The 18,161-nt window shown below is 54.6% G+C and carries 11 protein-coding genes, 2 tRNA genes and 3 rRNA genes; 6 read left to right on the forward strand and 10 right to left on the reverse strand.

Features of this window, described 5'->3' with window-relative positions:
* Nucleotide 1: 1 nt before the first annotated feature.
* Nucleotides 2-697, reverse strand: a complete 696-nt coding sequence (locus JYB84_RS10525; RefSeq protein WP_207320051.1) for a 2OG-Fe(II) oxygenase — start codon at nucleotides 695-697, stop codon at nucleotides 2-4.
* Nucleotides 698-814: 117 nt separating this feature from the next.
* Here JYB84_RS10525 and JYB84_RS10530 point away from each other — a divergent pair, with 117 nt between their 5' ends.
* Both JYB84_RS10530 and JYB84_RS10535 read left to right on the forward strand, forming a co-directional pair.
* Nucleotides 815-2,071 carry an HD-GYP domain-containing protein gene (locus JYB84_RS10530; protein ID WP_207320052.1) on the forward strand — a complete coding sequence of 419 codons (1,257 nt, stop codon included), beginning with the start codon at nucleotides 815-817 and terminating at the stop codon, nucleotides 2,069-2,071.
* A 122-nt stretch (nucleotides 2,072-2,193) separates the two neighbouring features.
* On the forward strand, nucleotides 2,194-2,511 hold the full coding sequence (locus JYB84_RS10535; RefSeq protein ID WP_207320053.1) for a DUF3135 domain-containing protein: 318 nt from the start codon (nucleotides 2,194-2,196) through the stop codon (nucleotides 2,509-2,511).
* Between the two features lie 18 nt (nucleotides 2,512-2,529).
* Here the strand turns inward: JYB84_RS10535 and corA are convergent, their stop codons facing one another.
* The 7 genes from corA to gmhB all read right to left on the reverse strand — a co-directional run bounded on the left by corA (nucleotide 2,530) and on the right by gmhB (nucleotide 10,380).
* Nucleotides 2,530-3,477, reverse strand: a complete 948-nt coding sequence (gene corA / locus JYB84_RS10540; protein WP_207320054.1) for a magnesium/cobalt transporter CorA — start codon at nucleotides 3,475-3,477, stop codon at nucleotides 2,530-2,532.
* Between the two features lie 405 nt (nucleotides 3,478-3,882).
* Nucleotides 3,883-3,998, reverse strand: a 5S ribosomal RNA gene (rrf, locus tag JYB84_RS10545).
* Between the two features lie 226 nt (nucleotides 3,999-4,224).
* Nucleotides 4,225-7,117: ribosomal RNA gene (locus JYB84_RS10550) — 23S ribosomal RNA — on the reverse strand.
* Nucleotides 7,118-7,401: 284 nt separating this feature from the next.
* Nucleotides 7,402-7,477 (reverse strand) — tRNA-Ala (locus JYB84_RS10555).
* Nucleotides 7,478-7,609: 132 nt separating this feature from the next.
* A tRNA-Ile gene (locus tag JYB84_RS10560) sits at nucleotides 7,610-7,686 on the reverse strand.
* Between the two features lie 199 nt (nucleotides 7,687-7,885).
* Nucleotides 7,886-9,428, reverse strand: a 16S ribosomal RNA gene (locus JYB84_RS10565).
* The 16S, 23S and 5S rRNA genes sit together here with 2 tRNA genes alongside, the layout of an rRNA operon.
* A 397-nt stretch (nucleotides 9,429-9,825) precedes the next feature.
* On the reverse strand, nucleotides 9,826-10,380 hold the full coding sequence (gene gmhB, locus JYB84_RS10570; RefSeq protein WP_207320055.1) for a D-glycero-beta-D-manno-heptose 1,7-bisphosphate 7-phosphatase: 555 nt from the start codon (nucleotides 10,378-10,380) through the stop codon (nucleotides 9,826-9,828).
* A 174-nt stretch (nucleotides 10,381-10,554) separates the two neighbouring features.
* Here gmhB and JYB84_RS10575 point away from each other — a divergent pair, with 174 nt between their 5' ends.
* Complete coding sequence (locus JYB84_RS10575; protein WP_207320056.1) at nucleotides 10,555-11,898, forward strand: aminopeptidase P N-terminal domain-containing protein; 1,344 nt, start codon at nucleotides 10,555-10,557, stop codon at nucleotides 11,896-11,898.
* A 141-nt stretch (nucleotides 11,899-12,039) separates the two neighbouring features.
* Here the strand turns inward: JYB84_RS10575 and JYB84_RS10580 are convergent, their stop codons facing one another.
* Together JYB84_RS10580 and JYB84_RS10585 are read right to left on the reverse strand one after the other, a co-directional pair.
* Nucleotides 12,040-13,323: an NAD(P)/FAD-dependent oxidoreductase gene (locus tag JYB84_RS10580; RefSeq protein WP_207320057.1), complete on the reverse strand. Its 1,284-nt coding sequence runs from the start codon at nucleotides 13,321-13,323 to the stop codon at nucleotides 12,040-12,042.
* Nucleotides 13,324-13,326: 3 nt separating this feature from the next.
* Nucleotides 13,327-14,367 (reverse strand): proline racemase family protein, encoded by a 1,041-nt coding sequence (locus JYB84_RS10585; RefSeq protein WP_207323186.1) that lies wholly within the window; start codon nucleotides 14,365-14,367, stop codon nucleotides 13,327-13,329.
* 215 nt (nucleotides 14,368-14,582) lie between these two features.
* Here JYB84_RS10585 and dapA point away from each other — a divergent pair, with 215 nt between their 5' ends.
* The 3 genes from dapA to JYB84_RS10600 are packed head-to-tail and all read left to right on the forward strand — an operon-like array spanning nucleotide 14,583 to nucleotide 18,105.
* Nucleotides 14,583-15,497, forward strand: a complete 915-nt coding sequence (gene dapA / locus JYB84_RS10590; protein ID WP_207320058.1) for a 4-hydroxy-tetrahydrodipicolinate synthase — start codon at nucleotides 14,583-14,585, stop codon at nucleotides 15,495-15,497.
* A gap of 24 nt (nucleotides 15,498-15,521) precedes the next feature.
* The gene (locus JYB84_RS10595) at nucleotides 15,522-16,523 is read left to right on the forward strand and encodes a 4-hydroxyproline epimerase (protein WP_207320059.1); all 1,002 of its coding nucleotides are present in this window, start codon (nucleotides 15,522-15,524) and stop codon (nucleotides 16,521-16,523) included.
* A gap of 34 nt (nucleotides 16,524-16,557) precedes the next feature.
* A complete protein-coding gene (locus tag JYB84_RS10600) occupies nucleotides 16,558-18,105 on the forward strand; it encodes an aldehyde dehydrogenase (NADP(+)) (RefSeq protein ID WP_207320060.1) in 1,548 nt (515 codons plus the stop codon).
* The last annotated feature ends 56 nt before the right edge of the window (nucleotides 18,106-18,161 follow it).

Genomic DNA, 18,161 nt, shown 5'->3' on the forward strand with positions numbered 1-18,161 from the left:
ATCAGCGCGGCTGGCCGTACAATTGCTCGGCGCGGTTGAACATGATCCAGGACGTGGCGATATATTTATCATTGCTCAGCGGCATATTGCCCCGGTGTGAATGGGTAAAGCCCGCCGGGGCTATCACCAGGGTGCCCTTGGTGGGCTTGAATTTGCGCTGCTGATAATAAAATTCGGTTTCGCCGCCTTCGGCCACATCATTGAGGTAATACATGTACAGCACCACCCGGTGCAACGCCTCATTGTGCCCGGGCTGAGGGAACTGTTCCGAATGCCAGTGTGGATAGCCACCCAATTTTTGTGGGTACTTCTGGACATTGACCGTGCCGCTGCGGTAAAGATACTTCACCAGTGCCTCGGCACGGGGAGCGCCCAGCTCGGTGTAGTTGTCCGGATTGAGTGTGACCGGCTGGCCATTGGCGTCGGCCACTGTGACAGCCACGGCCCCCATTAATGCCATGGCGTATTTGTTGAAGTAATCTGTGGCCCCCTTAAGGGTGTACCCCAACAGTTCATTGCGGATAGGCTGAAGATCGGCATGGGCATCAAGCATCAGATCACGACTGAGCTTCTTCTCCTTGTCCACGCCGTTGCCTGTGTGACCGTCTGTGACTCCCTTGTGGGACTCAAAAGTGGCAATCAGACGATCACAGAGATCATCCGGTATCGCATTGGGATAGATTTCGATAAAATCCATAGCATTCTCGCTCGCTGCTGTCGCTCTTTTAGCCTGCTATGCTGACACGTGACTTAAGTAATTGTAAAGTCGGGTGATTGAGTTAAACTAACAAGAGAGTTAACTGACTGACATAATATGAAAAAAAGCTGTAAAGTCACGGTCAACCAGCTACAGGTCGGTAATTTCATCCGTCTGCCGGTCGCCTGGAAGGATCATCCATTTCTGTTCAACAGTTTTCGCCTTAAACAAGAGGCGCAGATCCAGCTTATCCGTAATCTGGGCATCAACCACGTTTTTGTCGATTTGGAACGCAGCGACGTGCCGCCCTTGCCACCCGATACCTTGCCCGAGCCGCAGCCGCTGCACAAGCTGGACTCCCTCAGGGAAGCCATGGACAAGGACAAGCTGGAAAAGATTGAGCAGCTGAAAAAAATGCGCCGAGAGCTGCACAAGACGGAGCAGAGTTTCAATCGCTCCATCTCCATGATGCGCAATCTGATTAACAAGTTGCGCAGTCGGCCGCTGAATGCGGTCAATGATGCCAAGGATCTGGTGCAGGACATCACCAAACAGTTGCTCGAAAGCGATAACCTGGTGCTGCATCTGATGAATGATGCCAAGAAGGAAGATGGCATCTATTTCCATTCCCTGAACGTCGCCGTGCTGTGTATGTTGATTGCGAAAGAACTGGGCTGGGGCCGGGGCGAGATTGAAGCCATAGGCCTGGGAGCGTTGTTCCATGACATAGGCAAGCTCAAGGTCCCGCAGCAAATCCTCAAGAAACAAGGCCCGCTGACCACGCCCGAGATCAACTTTATCAAGCAACATCCGTTGTTCGGGGCGGAAATGATCAAGCTGGCGGACAACTTTCCCGAAGCCGCCCTGCCCGCCATTACCCAGCACCATGAGTTTCTCGATGGCAGTGGCAGCCCCAAGGGCCTTAAGGAAAAAGATCTCGATAAGATGGCCCAGTTGGTTGCCGCCATCAACCAGTATGACTCCCTGTGCCATCCGGATGTGATGACCCATGCCAAAACCCCTTATGCTGCCTTGGGTTACCTGTATAAAAACTTCAGGACCAAGCTGAATCAGGAATACGTTGGCATGCTTATCAAGATGCTCGGCATCTACCCACCGGGAAGCGTAGTGGAACTGTCCAGCGGGCAATATGGCATGGTGATGTCGGTCAACGTGTCCAAGCTGCTGTTTCCGAGGATCATGGTCTATGACCCCCTGGTACCCAAGGATCAGGCCCCGATTGTGGATCTCGAAGCCGAAGGACTGAGTATTTTACGCTGCCTGCCACCGTCGGCGCTGCCGGAAAAGGTATTTAATTACCTCAATCCCAGGGAAAGGGTCAGCTATTTCTTTGGTTCTGAATCCAAGTCTTGAGCCTTATAACCCAAAGGGAAACCCTGCTGCTTTTTTAGTCACAACAAATCTTGCCACCCCGACGCCACTTGGCTAGCTTGAAGTAAGAGCACCCGACAATCCAATGCGGGTGGGGAGGCAAGATGACACCACTGCCTGACTTTGACACCTTGCGCTGGCTCGCCGACCACGAGCCCGACAGGCTTGAGCAATTGCAGCATCAGCTCAATCAGGAAGCCATTGCCGCCTCCGATGGTAACCAGGAACAACTTACCTGTCTGGTATTCAATCTGGAACAACAACTGGCGCGCTGCGACAATCCCTACCACAGATGCGTGGTTGCCATGGGGATGATGCGCAGCAAGCTCTATACCCTCTCCACCATAATCAACGAACCGGAAGAATTTCTGGAAACCGCGAAGATCATTCCTTTTCGCCGGCCTGCGCAGAAACCCCGATAACCAGAGCTTCAGTAGGATTCAGAGCCAGCGTTTGCGCTTAAAGAAGAAGTAAGTACCACCGGCACTGGCCAGCATCATCAGAATTGCCATGGGGTAGCCGTATTGCCAAGACAGTTCAGGCATACGGGCAAAGTTCATCCCGTAAATACTGGCGATAAGAGTTGGGGGCAGGAAAACAACTGCAGCAACCGAGAAAATCTTGATGATCTTGTTTTGCTGCAAGCCGCTGAAACCCATGGCGGCATCCAACAAAAAGTTAAGCTTGTCGAAAATAAACTGACTATGGGGGATAAGCGACTCAATGTCCGACAGCATCTCACGTAAATCTTTGAGGTTTTCATCCGAAAGCTGACCACGGTAGTAGCGCTGCATGTACCGCAGAGAGCGCTGGGTATCGAGCAAACTCAGACGCACCTTACCGTTGGCATCTTCCTGCATGGTGATGAGCTTGAACACTTCGTCGAGCTCTTCATTGGCGAAGACTTCCTCTCCGACATTTTCCAACACGGTATAAACGTCTTCAATAAGATCCGACAGGTAATCCACCTTCAGATTGAACAGCTCCAGAAACAGCTCCTGGGGCGTGGAGACCTCCAGCCGGCCGAGACGCAAATAATTGCGCAACAGACGGATAAGGCCCACATCCTCTTCCCTGATGGTCAACAGGAAGTTGGTGCGCAGGTTGAATGATACGTTGACACCGCGCACATCCTGGCCGACACGCTGCGGGAAAAGGGAGTTAATGTGCAAACCGTCGCTGTTTTGGTAAAAACGTGCCGAAGCCTCAATCTCGTTGATGTCCTCTTCGTCGGGCAACTCTTCCACCGAAAACTTTGCCAGCCACTCGCGCTCATCATCTTCTGGCTTATAAAGATCCAACCACAGGGTATTGGGAGGCATGTTGTCATGGACACTGAGCTCGGTTACCGTCAAGCGACGCTGCTCATATACATAGGCAGTGATCATACAACCTCCCTGAAACTGAGGTGGCCAAAGGGCCGGGAATAAAAATGCCGCTAGTTTACCCGATAATATGTCAATGAAAAGCGTAAAGATTCAAAGCTACTGAATTAATTACTGGTCAGATCTGGCTCAGGATTATCGCCGGCGTGCATGGTCGGGACTTATTGGAATTACCCTTTCAGAATAGCAAAAGGGACTCTCGCTTGGATGGCCTTTTTACATCTCTTTCGGATTGGTTTGATTTCACTTTTCAGCGGGAAACCAGAATCAGGCGTCTGGAACATCTTTCAGTCATTAGCATATCAGCAAGACGCATAGACCCTCCCAAAACGCAAAAAAGCCACCTTATTCAGGTGGCTTTTCGACTCTGTTTGATTTCACTTTTCAAAGTGGAAACCAGAATTAGGCGTCTGGCGATGACCTACTCTCACATGGGGAGACCCCACACTACCATCGGCGCGATTGCGTTTCACTTCTGAGTTCGGAATGGGATCAGGTGGGACCACAATGCTATTGTCACCAGACATAAAATTGTATGGAACAAATTTTAAACGCGCTTTAGCGCGGCCCGTCAGGGTCAAATACAAGGATGTATTTGATAAATTCATTCCTGAATCTGGAAAGCTGCTGCTCTTACGAGCTTGAGTCTCGACTTCAATCAAGTACTGGATATTCTTCGTACGACCTCCAGGGAAGGAGGAAGTGCTGGAAAATGTCTGGAACATTTTCAGTAAAACCCATCTGGGTTGTATGGTTAAGCCTCTCGAGTCATTAGTATCAGTTAGCTCAACGCCTCACAACGCTTACACACCTGACCTATCAACGTCCTGGTCTCGAACGGCTCTTATGTGGACTCTAGGTCCAAGGGATGACTCATCTTGGGGCTCGCTTCCCGCTTAGATGCTTTCAGCGGTTATCGATTCCGAACGTAGCTACCGGGCAATGCCATTGGCATGACAACCCGAACACCAGCGGTTCGTTCACTCCGGTCCTCTCGTACTAGGAGCAACTCCCCTCAATCATCCAACGCCCACGGCAGATAGGGACCGAACTGTCTCACGACGTTCTGAACCCAGCTCGCGTACCACTTTAAATGGCGAACAGCCATACCCTTGGGACCGACTTCAGCCCCAGGATGTGATGAGCCGACATCGAGGTGCCAAACACCGCCGTCGATATGAACTCTTGGGCGGTATCAGCCTGTTATCCCCGGAGTACCTTTTATCCGTTGAGCGATGGCCCTTCCATTCAGAACCACCGGATCACTATGACCTACTTTCGTACCTGCTCGACGTGTCTGTCTCGCAGTTAAGCTGGCTTATGCCATTACACTAACCGTACGATGTCCGACCGTACTTAGCCAACCTTCGTGCTCCTCCGTTACTCTTTGGGAGGAGACCGCCCCAGTCAAACTACCCACCAGGCACTGTCCCTAACCCCGATTAGGGGCCCAGGTTAGAACATCAACACTACAAGGGTGGTATTTCAAGGACGACTCCACGAGAACTGGCGTTCCCGCTTCAAAGTCTCCCACCTATCCTACACATGTAGGGTCAATGTTCAGTGCCAAGCTATAGTAAAGGTTCACGGGGTCTTTCCGTCTAGCCGCGGGTATACGGCATCTTCACCGCAATTTCAACTTCACTGAGTCTCGGCTGGAGACAGCGTGGCCATCATTACGCCATTCGTGCAGGTCGGAACTTACCCGACAAGGAATTTCGCTACCTTAGGACCGTTATAGTTACGGCCGCCGTTTACCGGGGCTTCGATCATGAGCTTCTCTTGCGATAACCCAATCAATTAACCTTCCGGCACCGGGCAGGCGTCACACCGTATACTTCCTCTTGCGAGTTTGCACAGTGCTGTGTTTTTGATAAACAGTTGCAGCCACCTGGTATCTGCGACTGCCGTCAGCTCGGGGAGCAAGTCCCTCCACCAACAGCAGCGTACCTTCTCCCGAAGTTACGGTACCATTTTGCCTAGTTCCTTCAGCCGAGTTCTCTCAAGCGCCTTGGTATTCTCTACCCGACCACCTGTGTCGGTTTGGGGTACGATTCCTGCTAACCTGAAGCTTAGAAGATTTTCCTGGAAGCCTGGCATCAACCACTTCAGTGCCGTAGCACCTCGTCATCAGCTCTCGGTGTATGTGTGCCCGGATTTGCCTAAGCACACCACCTACCACCTTAAACACGGACAACCAACGCCGTGCTGGCCTAGCCTTCTCCGTCTCTCCATCGCAGTTAGCAGAAGTACGGGAATATTAACCCGTTTCCCATCGACTACGCCTTTCGGCCTCGCCTTAGGGGTCGACTCACCCTGCCCCGATTAACGTTGGACAGGAACCCTTGGTCTTTCGGCGAGGGGGTTTTTCACCCCCTTTATCGTTACTCATGTCAGCATTCGCACTTCTGATACCTCCAGTGTGGGTTACCCCTTCACCTTCAACGGCTTACAGAACGCTCCTCTACCGCGTACACGTTATCGTGCACACCCGTAGCTTCGGTGAATTGCTTAGCCCCGTTACATCTTCCGCGCAGGCCGACTCGACTAGTGAGCTATTACGCTTTCTTTAAATGATGGCTGCTTCTAAGCCAACATCCTAGCTGTCTAAGCCTTCCCACATCGTTTCCCACTTAGCAATTACTTTGGGACCTTAGCTGACGGTCTGGGTTGTTTCCCTTTTGACGACGGACGTTAGCACCCGCCGTCTGTCTCCCGGATAGCACTCTTTGGTATTCGGAGTTTGCAAAGGGTTGGTAAGTCGGGATGACCCCCTAGCCTTAACAGTGCTCTACCCCCAAAGGTGTTCGTCCGAGGCGCTACCTAAATAGCTTTCGAGGAGAACCAGATATCTCCCGGTTTGATTGGCCTTTCACCCCCAGCCACAAGTCATCCGCTAATTTTTCAACATTAGTCGGTTCGGTCCTCCAGTTGATGTTACTCAACCTTCAACCTGCCCATGGCTAGATCACCGGGTTTCGGGTCTACACCTAGCAACTAAACGCGCAGTTAACACTCGGTTTCCCTACGGCTCCGCTATTCGCTTAACCTCGCTACTAAATGTAAGTCGCTGACCCATTATACAAAAGGTACGCAGTCACGGTCTCAAGAACCGCTCCCACTGCTTGTACGTATACGGTTTCAGGTTCTATTTCACTCCCCTCACAGGGGTTCTTTTCGCCTTTCCCTCACGGTACTGGTTCACTATCGGTCAGTCAGGAGTATTTAGCCTTGGAGGATGGTCCCCCCATGTTCAGACAACATATCACGTGTGCCGCCTTACTCGTTTTCATCTCTGGTTAGTTGTCGTGTACGGGACTATCACCCTGTACCGTTGAGCTTTCCAACTCATTCCACTAACACCCCAAAGACTTAAGGGCTAATCCCCGTTCGCTCGCCGCTACTTAGGGAATCTCGGTTGATTTCTTTTCCTAAGGGTACTTAGATGTTTCAGTTCCCCTCGTTCGCCTCACTACACTATGTATTCATGTAGTGATGACAGCTTATGCTGCCGGGTTCCCCCATTCGGACATCGCTGGCTATAACGGTTGTTACTACCTCACCAACGCTTTTCGCAAGTTACTACGTCCTTCATCGCCTCTGACTGCCAAGGCATCCACCGTATACGCTTAGTCGCTTAACCATACAACCCAAATGAGTTTCACTTGAGCTGTTGCGACCAGCTGGTTTTACTTGGTCTCATTTCCAGGGTTGGAAATGGACCCGCCTTGAAGAATACCCAAAACACTTGATTGAAGTGTTTGAGAACTCAATTTTTGTATTAACTGAATCCCATCTCAAAGAGAAGGTCCAGTTTCTACTATCAGCTTTCCAAATTGTTAAAGAGCGGGCTTAAAAAAGCCAAAGATAAATTCATCACTTATCTTTGGCGTCTCTATTCCTGAGACTGTCGCTGTGGCAGCGAAGTGGTGGAGCTATGCGGGATCGAACCGCAGACCTCCTGCGTGCAAGGCAGGCGCTCTCCCAGCTGAGCTATAGCCCCATTTCAGACAGCATCCGCCGTCATCACAGTCCGAAACAATGCGAGAAATCAATCTGCGCTTATGCGCGGCGTAGAGCAAGGAAGTTTAGTTGCCTAAACGACGCGCTTTACAACAAAGCAGAAGCGGAGATTTGGTGGGTCTGAGTAGACTCGAACTACCGACCTTACGCTTATCAGGCGTACGCTCTAACCACCTGAGCTACAGACCCACTTGCTTGTTTCTTTGTGTCATGCCGTCGTTACTGTCGTTCTTCGGTCGTTATGTAGCGCTGCTACACTGCCTTCCTCATCACTACAGCGTCTTGGCCTGACGCAAATTAACTGCGCAATGAAACTCTCACGCATTTGTCTCTTTTCATCTATCAAGCAATCTGTGTGAACACTCAGCACAGCGACGCATCGCTTAGGTAAGGAGGTGATCCAGCCCCAGGTTCCCCTAGGGCTACCTTGTTACGACTTCACCCCAGTCATGAACCACAAAGTGGTGAGCGCCCCCCCGAAGGTTAAGCTACCCACTTCTTTTGCAGCCCACTCCCATGGTGTGACGGGCGGTGTGTACAAGGCCCGGGAACGTATTCACCGTGGCATTCTGATCCACGATTACTAGCGATTCCGACTTCATGGAGTCGAGTTGCAGACTCCAATCCGGACTACGACCAGCTTTATGGGATTAGCTCCACCTCGCGGCTTCGCAACCCTCTGTACTGACCATTGTAGCACGTGTGTAGCCCTACTCGTAAGGGCCATGATGACTTGACGTCGTCCCCACCTTCCTCCGGTTTATCACCGGCAGTCTCCCTAAAGTTCCCGGCATGACCCGCTGGCAAGTAAGGATAAGGGTTGCGCTCGTTGCGGGACTTAACCCAACATTTCACAACACGAGCTGACGACAGCCATGCAGCACCTGTCTCAGAGTTCCCGAAGGCACCAAGGCATCTCTGCCAAGTTCTCTGGATGTCAAGAGTAGGTAAGGTTCTTCGCGTTGCATCGAATTAAACCACATGCTCCACCGCTTGTGCGGGCCCCCGTCAATTCATTTGAGTTTTAACCTTGCGGCCGTACTCCCCAGGCGGTCTACTTAATGCGTTAGCTTGAGAGCCCAGTGTTCAAGACACCAAACTCCGAGTAGACATCGTTTACGGCGTGGACTACCAGGGTATCTAATCCTGTTTGCTCCCCACGCTTTCGTGCCTGAGCGTCAGTCTTTGTCCAGGGGGCCGCCTTCGCCACCGGTATTCCTCCAGATCTCTACGCATTTCACCGCTACACCTGGAATTCTACCCCCCTCTACAAGACTCTAGTTTGCCAGTTCGAAATGCAATTCCCAGGTTGAGCCCGGGGCTTTCACATCTCGCTTAACAAACCGCCTGCGCACGCTTTACGCCCAGTAATTCCGATTAACGCTTGCACCCTCCGTATTACCGCGGCTGCTGGCACGGAGTTAGCCGGTGCTTCTTCTGTGGGTAACGTCACAGCTAGCGGGTATTAACCACAAACCTTTCCTCCCCACTGAAAGTGCTTTACAACCCGAAGGCCTTCTTCACACACGCGGCATGGCTGGATCAGGGTTTCCCCCATTGTCCAATATTCCCCACTGCTGCCTCCCGTAGGAGTCTGGGCCGTGTCTCAGTCCCAGTGTGGCTGATCATCCTCTCAGAACAGCTAGGGATCGTCGCCTTGGTGAGCCTTTACCTCACCAACTAGCTAATCCCACCTGGGCCTATCCATTCGCGCAAGGACCGAAGTTCCCCTGCTTTCCCCCGTAGGGCGTATGCGGTATTAGCAGTCGTTTCCAACTGTTATCCCCCTCGAATGGGCAAGTTCCCAGGCATTACTCACCCGTCCGCCGCTCGTCACCTCAGGAGCAAGCTCCCTTGTGTTACCGCTCGACTTGCATGTGTTAGGCCTGCCGCCAGCGTTCAATCTGAGCCATGATCAAACTCTTCAATTAAAAGTTTTGGTGTTTGGCTTGCGCCAAACTGCTCAATGAATTCTGTCGATTTTGCAACTGTAAACAGTCGCAAACTGCATGTTTGCATGGACATCATTCACTGATGAATATCGTTGTCGATGTCATCAGCTCTGCGAGTGTCCACACAGATTGCTTGATAAATTGTTAAAGAACTGTCGGCAACCTTGGCTGCCGGACCCGCTTGGGTCAACGGATGCGCATTATAGGGAGCCTGAACTTTCTTGCAAGGGCTTTATCGGGAAATGTGCTCCCCTTTGGCCCGAGTGCGCATAAATTCGCCTAAATATGTAAGATTCAACACTCAGGCTTTATAAAGCCACATTCTTGCAAACAGCTGCGCAACGGCGGGTTAACACCTTGCTATTGGCCTGAATGCTCAGGCCTTGGATTTAAGATAAGCCGGCACATCTTTGATACTGTCGAGTACCACGGTCGCCAGGGTTTCGCCCTCGGCATCCAGCTTTTTACCCGTACGCACCAGGATTTTGGTGGGGATCCCGGCAGCCTCGGCTGCTCGCATATCATCGGCCTTGTCGCCCACCATGACAGAATTGGCCAGATCCAGTTTCAGAAACTTGGCAGCGGAAACAAACATTCCGGGTTTGGGCTTGCGGCAATCGCAGTCCTGCTTGTATTCGCCTATACCTTTGTCGGGATGGTGGGGGCAATAATAGATGCCGTCGAGATCCACCCCTTTATCGGCAAAGTTCCAGTCCATCCATTCTGTCAGGCTGTGGAACTCATCTTCGGTGTACATGCCGCGGGCGATGCCGGACTGGTTGGTGACCACCACCAGCTTGTAGCCCATGGACTTGAGCGCCAGGCAGGCCTCGAACACCCCTTCGATATATTCAAACTCATCAACAGTGTGCACATAGCCGTGATCTTTATTGATCACCCCATCCCTGTCCAAAAATACCGCTCGATTCACTTTGTTACTCCGAAATTGCCACTGGCGCTATTATTCCACTCCTTTTGGGGAAATGCACCGCGAACTTGCGGCCAAAGTGCGGCCTAAGTATTTAGTGCAACCACCCTTGATTTGTATATTGCATGCAAATATTCTGAACTTTCACAGTTCATTCACCGCAAGGGTTCAATCAAGATGCAGCCCCCAACACACTTTGGATCCCGGGATAAGACCATGTATGCCGAGCGACGCCAGCAACTGCTGAACCGTCTGCCAACGGACTCACTGGCGATCCTGGCCGGCTACCCCCAGCGGGTACGCAGCAAAAACATCAAATATCATTTTCGCCAGGACAATGATTTCCTTTATCTGACGGGATTCAACGAGCCCGATGCCCTGGCACTTATGTGGCGTGAAGACCACGAGGACAAACTGGTGCTTTTTTGCCGCCCGCGGGATCCGGCGGCCGAGGTCAGCTTTGGCCGTCGCAGCGGTCCCGAAGGGGCAATAGAGCATTTCGGTGCCGATGAGGCGTATGCCATAGCGGATTTTGATGAGGTGCTGCTGCAAAAACTGGCCGGCAAATGTGACATATTCCTCGGTGATGAACTGGGGCGGCTCAACGATAAACTGTGGCCGCTGCTCAACCGGCAGCGCCACACCAGCCCCTTCGATGCGATAAAGTCTTATCCCATTCTGACGCCCCTGGCCAAGGTGTTGCATCCGCTGCGGGTTATCAAAACCGATCATGAGCTTGGCCTTATCCGTCACGCCGTAAAGGCCTCGGTGGAAGGACATAAGGCGCTGCTGCGTAAGGTGCGGCCAGGCCTCAATGAAGCGCAACTGGCGGCACACTTTATGGCAACCATTGCCGACAACCAGTGTCTCGACGTGGCTTACCCCAACATAGTTGCCGGCGGCAACAACGCCTGTTGTCTGCACTATGAGGACAATTGCTGTGAACTTAAGGACGGTGAATTGCTGCTGGTCGATGCCGGGGCCGAGTATCACCACTATTGCGCCGACATCACCCGCACTTTTCCGATTAATGGCCGCTTCGCCCCGGCCCAACGGCAAATTCATGACCTGGTACTCAAGGCGCTGGATGCCGCCATCGCCCTGGTTCGCCCAGGCCTGCCCTGGGACAGCCTGTATCAGACCTGCATGCGGGTGCTGGCCGAGGGACTCATCGAGCTGGGTTTGCTCACTGGCAGCATAGATGAGGTCATGCACAGCGAGAGTTACCACCGCTTCACAGTTCACAAGACGGGTCATTGGCTCGGTATGGATGTCCACGATGTGGGTCCCTATCACGACAGCGAAGGCAAGTGGCGCACACTGGAAGCCGGCATGGTGTTTACCCTGGAACCCGGGCTTTACTTTCCAGCCGATGCCGAGGATATCCCCGCTAAATACCGCGGCATTGGGGTGCGGATTGAGGATGATATCCTGGTCACTGAGGATGGCCATGAAAACCTGTCGCGGGGTGCACCACGCAGCGCCGCCGAGATCGAGGCCTTTATGGCACAAGCAGATTGAGCTGGAGCAACAGCGATTCCTGAGCAACAGTAAACCTTAAGCACCAGCAAACCTTAAGCACCAGTAAATAGAAAAGGCTGCCACTGGCAGCCTTTATTATTGAAGCGTTTGCTCCTGAGCTGACTGTTATTGAAGCCCCTGTTAATCGAAACGATTGGCGCTGTAGGGCCCAAGATCCAGCTCGGGTTCATCACCGGCCATCAGGGTCGATATCAGCTCCCCCGTGACAGCCGCCCAGGTCAGGCCCAGATGCTGATGGCCAAAGGCAAAAAACACCCCCGCTTTGCCGCTCGGTCCCAGCACCGGCAAACTGTCGGGCAAAGAAGGTCTGAAGCCCATCCAGCGTTCCCCCTGCTCTACCCTGGCGTCGCCCAATACCTGCGGCAGCAGCGCCTTGGCGTGTGGCAGCAGGCAATCGGCCCGCTCCGGCGACATGGGAGCCTCAAGGCCACCAAATTCCACCGTGCCCGCGAGGCGGGTGCCCCCTGTCATTGGGGTAATGATGAACTTGCGATCGAACGAGGCCACAGGACGACCGAGGCCACTTTGCTGTGGCAGCATCAGATGGTAACCGCGCTCGGTATCCAGGGGTACAGTGTTCCCGGCCGCCTTTGCCAGCGGCTTGGACCAGGCGCCGGTGGCAATCAGCAGCTTGTCGGTTGCCAGTAATTCACCCGAGTCACAGACAAGCCCAAGTCTGTCCCCCGGCAGCAGTGTGGCAACGCCTTGTTGTTCTATCTTGCCCCCCAGGGCGAGCAGCTTGGCGGCCACCGCCTGGCACAGGGCCTTGGGATCCGGCGTATGGCCCACCTCGGTAAAATACAAGGCGCCGGTGATGGCCGGGGATAGGCTCGGCTCCAATTGCCGCACCTCATCGCCGCCGAGCAGCCTGACCGCCACCCCGGCATCGGCGTACTTGTGGTATTCGGCCTCCATCACAGCTTTATCCCGGGTTTCGAACACCAGCAACGAGCCCTTGAGCACCAGCAATTCCTGGCAGCCACAAAAGTCCACCAGAGCCTGGGTGGCGGCAATTGAGCGGCGATTGAGGTCGGCTATGGCCTCGCCATTGCGCTTCCTTCTTGATGGCAACATATTGACCAGAAAACGCATAAACCAAGGCAAGGCCCGATGGAAATAGGCGGGCTTTATCCGAAATGGCCCCAGGGGGTCAAGCAACATGCCCGGCAACTTGGGCAACATGGCGGGATCGGCCAGGGGGAATACCTGCTCGGTGGCAAAGTGTCCGGCGTTGCCGCTCGATGCCCCGGCGGCCACCCCTTCCCTGTCCAACACTGTGACCTCAAAGCCCTTGCGCCGCAAATCCAGGGCGCAGCACAAGCCCACTATGCCGGCGCCGACAACTATTACGCGTCTGTTTTCTTGGACGCGCCTGTTCTCTTGGAAGCAACTGTTCTCTTCCATGACTTACCTCAGCAAAAATCCACGTGGAAAAATGTCATCCGGGTGCAACAAAAACCTGTGCTCACCGGTGATAAAGGCCCGGCCGCTGACCCTGGGGATCACCGCCTGCTTGCCATAAAAGTCACAGCTGTCGCTGGCGCTGACACCCATGCAACCGCCCACTATGCTCTCGATATGCAAGGTCTCGCCCAGCGCCACCTCACCCCTGGCCCGCAGCAGGGCAATGCGACCGGCAACCCCTGTGCCAGTGGGCGAACGATCCAGTTCACCGTCGGCGAAGATGCACACATGGCGGGAATGATTGTTGCCATCACTGACCCTGGATGAGTAAAAGATGGTGCCATAAAGAAAGCCCAGGTCCGGCTCCAACGGATGTTCCAGGTCAAAAGATCCCATGACAGCCTGCTTGATGCGCCGTCCCCAATCGATAAGCCTGGCGCTATTGTCGGGCGAACAGTCCAGATCGAGTTCATCGGCATTAACATAGGCGTAGTAGGCGCCGCCAAAGCCTATATCAAAATTGACCTGGCCTATGCCTGGCACTCCGACACACAGATCCAGCGCCTCGGCCCAGGATGGCACATTGAGAAAGCTCGCCCCAATACTGCCATCGGCATTTCGCACCGCCTGGGCCCGAATGAGTCCTGCGGGCGCGTCGATGCGGATTTCCCGCGGCTCGGTCCCAAGAGGAAGGGCGCCTGTCTCACAGACAATCTTGGTCAGGGCCAGCACCGCATGGCCGCACATGCTGGAATAACCTTCGTTATGCAGGAACAAGACGCCGAAATCCGCCCCCGGTGTCACCGGCCCGGTCAACAGGGCACCGTACATGTCGGCATGGCCCCTGGGCTCGAACATGAGCACCCGGCGACAATCATCAAGCTTTTCTTTCACATAGCGCCGCTTGGCCAGCATGGTGTTGCCCGGAATGTCGGGATAACCCGAGGTGATAATCCTCAGCGGTTCCCCTTCGGTGTGGGCATCGATACAGGTGAACTGCCTGAATTGCGACAATAATTCACTGTTGAGTGTCAAGGGTCCCATCATGTCTTCCTTTATAGATAATGTATCCAATATACTTTTGTTGTTGCATCCATGTAAAATGCGTCCGTCGCTCCGAGTAATGCTTGCACTATTGTATACAATATACTATAACTTTGCACAATGCTTCAGGTCACACTTGGCGTTATATCACACATGTTCAGCTTAATGGGTGGGCCAACGATGCAGATAAAAGACATTTTTCAAGAGGTTAGAACATGAAAGTTAACTGGCAAGGCGTGTTTCCGGCAATCTCCACCCAATTCAACAACGATGGCAGCATTAATTACGAGTCCAATGCTCGCATGTTGGAAGACCTTATCCGCGACGGTATCGATGGCATCATTGCCCTGGGTACCATAGGGGAAAACGCCTCCCTGAGTGCGGAGGAAAAACGTGCCTTCCTCAAGCACACGGTTGAGACAGTGGCCGGACGTATCCCGGTCATCGCCGGCTGCACCGAAAACACCGCCCAATTGGCCATGAGCTATGTCTGTGATGTGGAAGCCATTGGGGTTGATGGTGTGATGCTGCTGCCCGCCGTGGTCTACCGCGGCACCGACCGCGAAGTGGTGACCCATTACCAGATGGTCGCCCGCGCCACAAAATTGCCAATCATGATCTACAACAACCCCGTGGGTTATGGCGTTGATGTCAATCTGGAAATGACCGCCATACTGGCCGACGAACCCAATATTGTGGCCATCAAGGAATCCACCACGGACACCCGCCGCCTGACCGAGCTGCAGAGCCGCTTCGGTGAGCGCTTCACCCTGTTCTGCGGCGTGGATGATATAGCGCTGGAATCCCTGCTGCTGGGTGCCACCGGCTGGATCTCCGGTCTGACCAACGTGTTCCCCCGCGAATCCGTGGCCCTGTATAAGCTGGCCCGTGCCGGTCGTATCGAAGAAGCCCGCGAGATTTACCGCTGGTTTATGCCACTGCTGCGTCTGGACACCATTCCAACCCTGGTGCAGTGCATCAAGTTTGCCGAGCAACTGGTGGGCCGCGGCAGCGAGCAGGTGCGCATGCCACGCATGACGCTGATAGGTGAAGAACGCGCCTATGTGGAGCAACTGGTGAACAAATCCGTCACCAATCGTTTGGATTTGTCCAAGTACAACCTCGACTGAGTGTCTTCGCGGAGCCCGAACACTATGATCAAAGGAACCTTTTTTTGCGTCGATGCCCACACCTGCGGCAACCCGGTGCGGCTGGTCACCAGCGGCCATCCGCAGCTCAAGGGCAGCAATATGAGCGAGAAGCGCCAGGATTTCCTGGCCCACCACGACTGGATCCGCAAGGCGCTGATGTTCGAGCCCCGCGGCCATGACATGATGTCGGGCTCCTTCCTGTATCCGCCCTGCTCCGCCAATGCCGATGCTTCGATTCTGTTTATCGAGACCAGCGGCTGCCTGCCCATGTGCGGCCACGGCACCATAGGCACAGTGACAGCGGCCATAGAGTCGGGGCTGCTGCAACCGCGCACTCCCGGCAAGTTGGTGCTGGATGTGCCCGCCGGCCAGATAGAAATCGACTTTCAGCAGACGGGTGCCAAGGTGGACTGGGTGCGCATCTATAACGTGCCCGCCTTCCTGGCACACAAGGACGCGGTTTTGGATATTCCGGGTCTGGGCACACTCAAGGTCGACGTGTCCTACGGCGGCAACTTTTACGTGATTGTCGATCCCCAGCAAAACTTCCCCGGTCTGCGCCACTGGAGCGCCGCCGAGATCCTGCGCTGGAGTCCCATAGTGCGCCAGGTGGCACACGAAACCTTGAGCTGTGTACATCCGGACGATCCCACGGTTTGCGGCGTGTCCCATGTGCTCTGGACCGGCGACGCCATCACCGACGGCTCAGACGGTGCCAACGCCGTATTCTACGGCGACAAGGCCATAGACAGATCCCCCTGCGGCACAGGCACCAGCGCCCGCCTGGCGCAGCTGCACGCTCGCGGCAAACTCAAGGTGGGCGACAGCTATACCCACGAGAGCATCATAGGCAGTCAGTTTATCGGCCGTATCGAGTCCGAAACCCGGGTCGGTGATTTTGCGGCCATTCGCCCCAGCATTCAGGGCTGGGCGCGGATCTATGGTCACAACGCCATAACGGTCGATGATGCCGATCCCTATGCCTTCGGCTTTCAGGTGATCTGACCCCACTTTGATCTGATCCCCCTAAGGAACATGCATGACAATTGAACTCAACGGCGGTCACTACATTCAGGGCCGCTGGCACCAAAGCGGCGAGCATTTTCATCGCATGGCGGCGGCGAGCAATCAGGCCTTGCCGGAGCCCTTTTATGATGCCAACGACACCGATGTGGACGCCGCGGTAACCGCCGCCGAATCGGCCTTCTGGCTGTATCAGCAAAAGACCGCTGTCGAACGTGCCACTCTGCTGGACACCATGGCCGAAGAATTGCTGGCCGATGGCGCAGAGATAGTGGCCATGGCCATGCTGGAATCGGCACTGCCACAGGCCAGGCTTCAGGGAGAACTGGGCCGCACCTGCAACCAGCTCAGGCTGTTTGCTGCCGCGCTGCGCGACCCCATGGAGCCGGTAATAGTCGACAGAGCCCAGCCGGAGCGCACACCGCTGCCCAAGCCGGATATGCGTCTGGGGCAGTTGCCACTGGGACCTGTGGCCGTGTTCGGCGCCTCCAACTTCCCACTGGCCTTCTCCACCCCGGGGGGCGATACCGCCTCGGCGCTCGCCGCCGGTTGCAGCGTGGTGGTCAAGGGCCATCCGGCCCATCCGGGCACCAGTGAGCTTTGCACCCGTGCCATTGCCCGCGCCATTGAAAAGTGCGATATGCCACAGGGCCTGTTCTCGCTGTTGCAGGGCCACAGCCCCGGTTTGTCGACGGCGCTGGTCAGTCACGGCGCCATCAAGGCCGTCGGTTTTACCGGCTCCCTCAAGGTCGGCCGGATATTGGCCGATTGCTGCGCCGCCCGTGCCGAGCCCATCCCCTTCTATGGTGAGCTGGGCTCAATCAATCCCCAGTTACTGCTGCCGGGAATGCTGGAAGCCCATGCCGAGCAATTGGCCCAAAATCAGGTTACGGCCATGCTGCTGGGTCAGGGACAGTTCTGCACCAACCCGGGGCTGCTGCTGGCCATTAAGGGGCCGGGGCTGGAGCGCTTTATCGCCACCGCCAGCAACGCACTGGCGGAGCAAGGCGCCGGCGCCATGCTGACCGCCGGCATAGCCAATGCCTATAGAGAGGGGGTGGAGTCACTGCTGCCACAACTGGAGTTGCTGGCCCAGGGTCAGGCTATCGAAGCAAGCCATCAAACCCGTCCCACACTGGCAAAAGTCAGCGGTAAGGCATTGCTCGCCAATCCGGCGCTGCGCCAGGAAATTTTCGGTCCCTTTGCCCTGCTGGCCGTGTGTGACAGTGCCGATGAGTTACTGGACGTTATTAGTGCATTGGAGGGACAGCTGAGTGCCTCGGTCCATGGGTTGGAGGAAGAACTCGCTGACTTTGGTCCCCATATCCAGCGGCTGGCATTCAAGGTGGGCAGGCTTATCTTCAATCAGGCACCGACCGGGGTTGAGGTGTGTCATGCCATGCAGCACGGCGGCCCCTACCCGGCAAGCACAGACAGCCGCAGCACCTCGGTGGGCAGCGCTGCCATGAAGCGCTTCCTGCGCCCCATCTGTTATCAGAATATGCCCCAGGCACTTTTGCCCGAACCGCTTAAGGATGGAAACCCTATGATATCGGTGCGGTAAAGGCATAAATAATAAAGGGGAACCCATGGTTTCCCTTTATTTATACCCGCGTTGGC

Origin of the sequence: Shewanella cyperi, from assembly GCF_017354985.1 — a bacterium.
GTDB lineage: Bacteria > Pseudomonadota > Gammaproteobacteria > Enterobacterales > Shewanellaceae > Shewanella > Shewanella cyperi.

Excerpts from the sequence above, each read along its gene's own strand:
- JYB84_RS10575 (WP_207320056.1), top strand. The coding sequence starts at position 10,555 with ATGCAGCCCCCAACACACTTTGGATCCCGGGATAAGACCATGTATGCC.
- JYB84_RS10535 (WP_207320053.1), top strand. The coding sequence starts at position 2,194 with ATGACACCACTGCCTGACTTTGACACCTTGCGCTGGCTCGCCGACCAC.
- JYB84_RS10525 (WP_207320051.1), bottom strand. The coding sequence starts at position 697 with ATGGATTTTATCGAAATCTATCCCAATGCGATACCGGATGATCTCTGT.
- JYB84_RS10530 (WP_207320052.1), top strand. The coding sequence starts at position 815 with ATGAAAAAAAGCTGTAAAGTCACGGTCAACCAGCTACAGGTCGGTAAT.
- corA (WP_207320054.1), bottom strand. The coding sequence starts at position 3,477 with ATGATCACTGCCTATGTATATGAGCAGCGTCGCTTGACGGTAACCGAG.
- JYB84_RS10595 (WP_207320059.1), top strand. The coding sequence starts at position 15,522 with ATGATCAAAGGAACCTTTTTTTGCGTCGATGCCCACACCTGCGGCAAC.
- JYB84_RS10585 (WP_207323186.1), bottom strand. The coding sequence starts at position 14,367 with ATGGGACCCTTGACACTCAACAGTGAATTATTGTCGCAATTCAGGCAG.
- JYB84_RS10600 (WP_207320060.1), top strand. The coding sequence starts at position 16,558 with ATGACAATTGAACTCAACGGCGGTCACTACATTCAGGGCCGCTGGCAC.
- dapA (WP_207320058.1), top strand. The coding sequence starts at position 14,583 with ATGAAAGTTAACTGGCAAGGCGTGTTTCCGGCAATCTCCACCCAATTC.
- JYB84_RS10580 (WP_207320057.1), bottom strand. The coding sequence starts at position 13,323 with ATGGAAGAGAACAGTTGCTTCCAAGAGAACAGGCGCGTCCAAGAAAAC.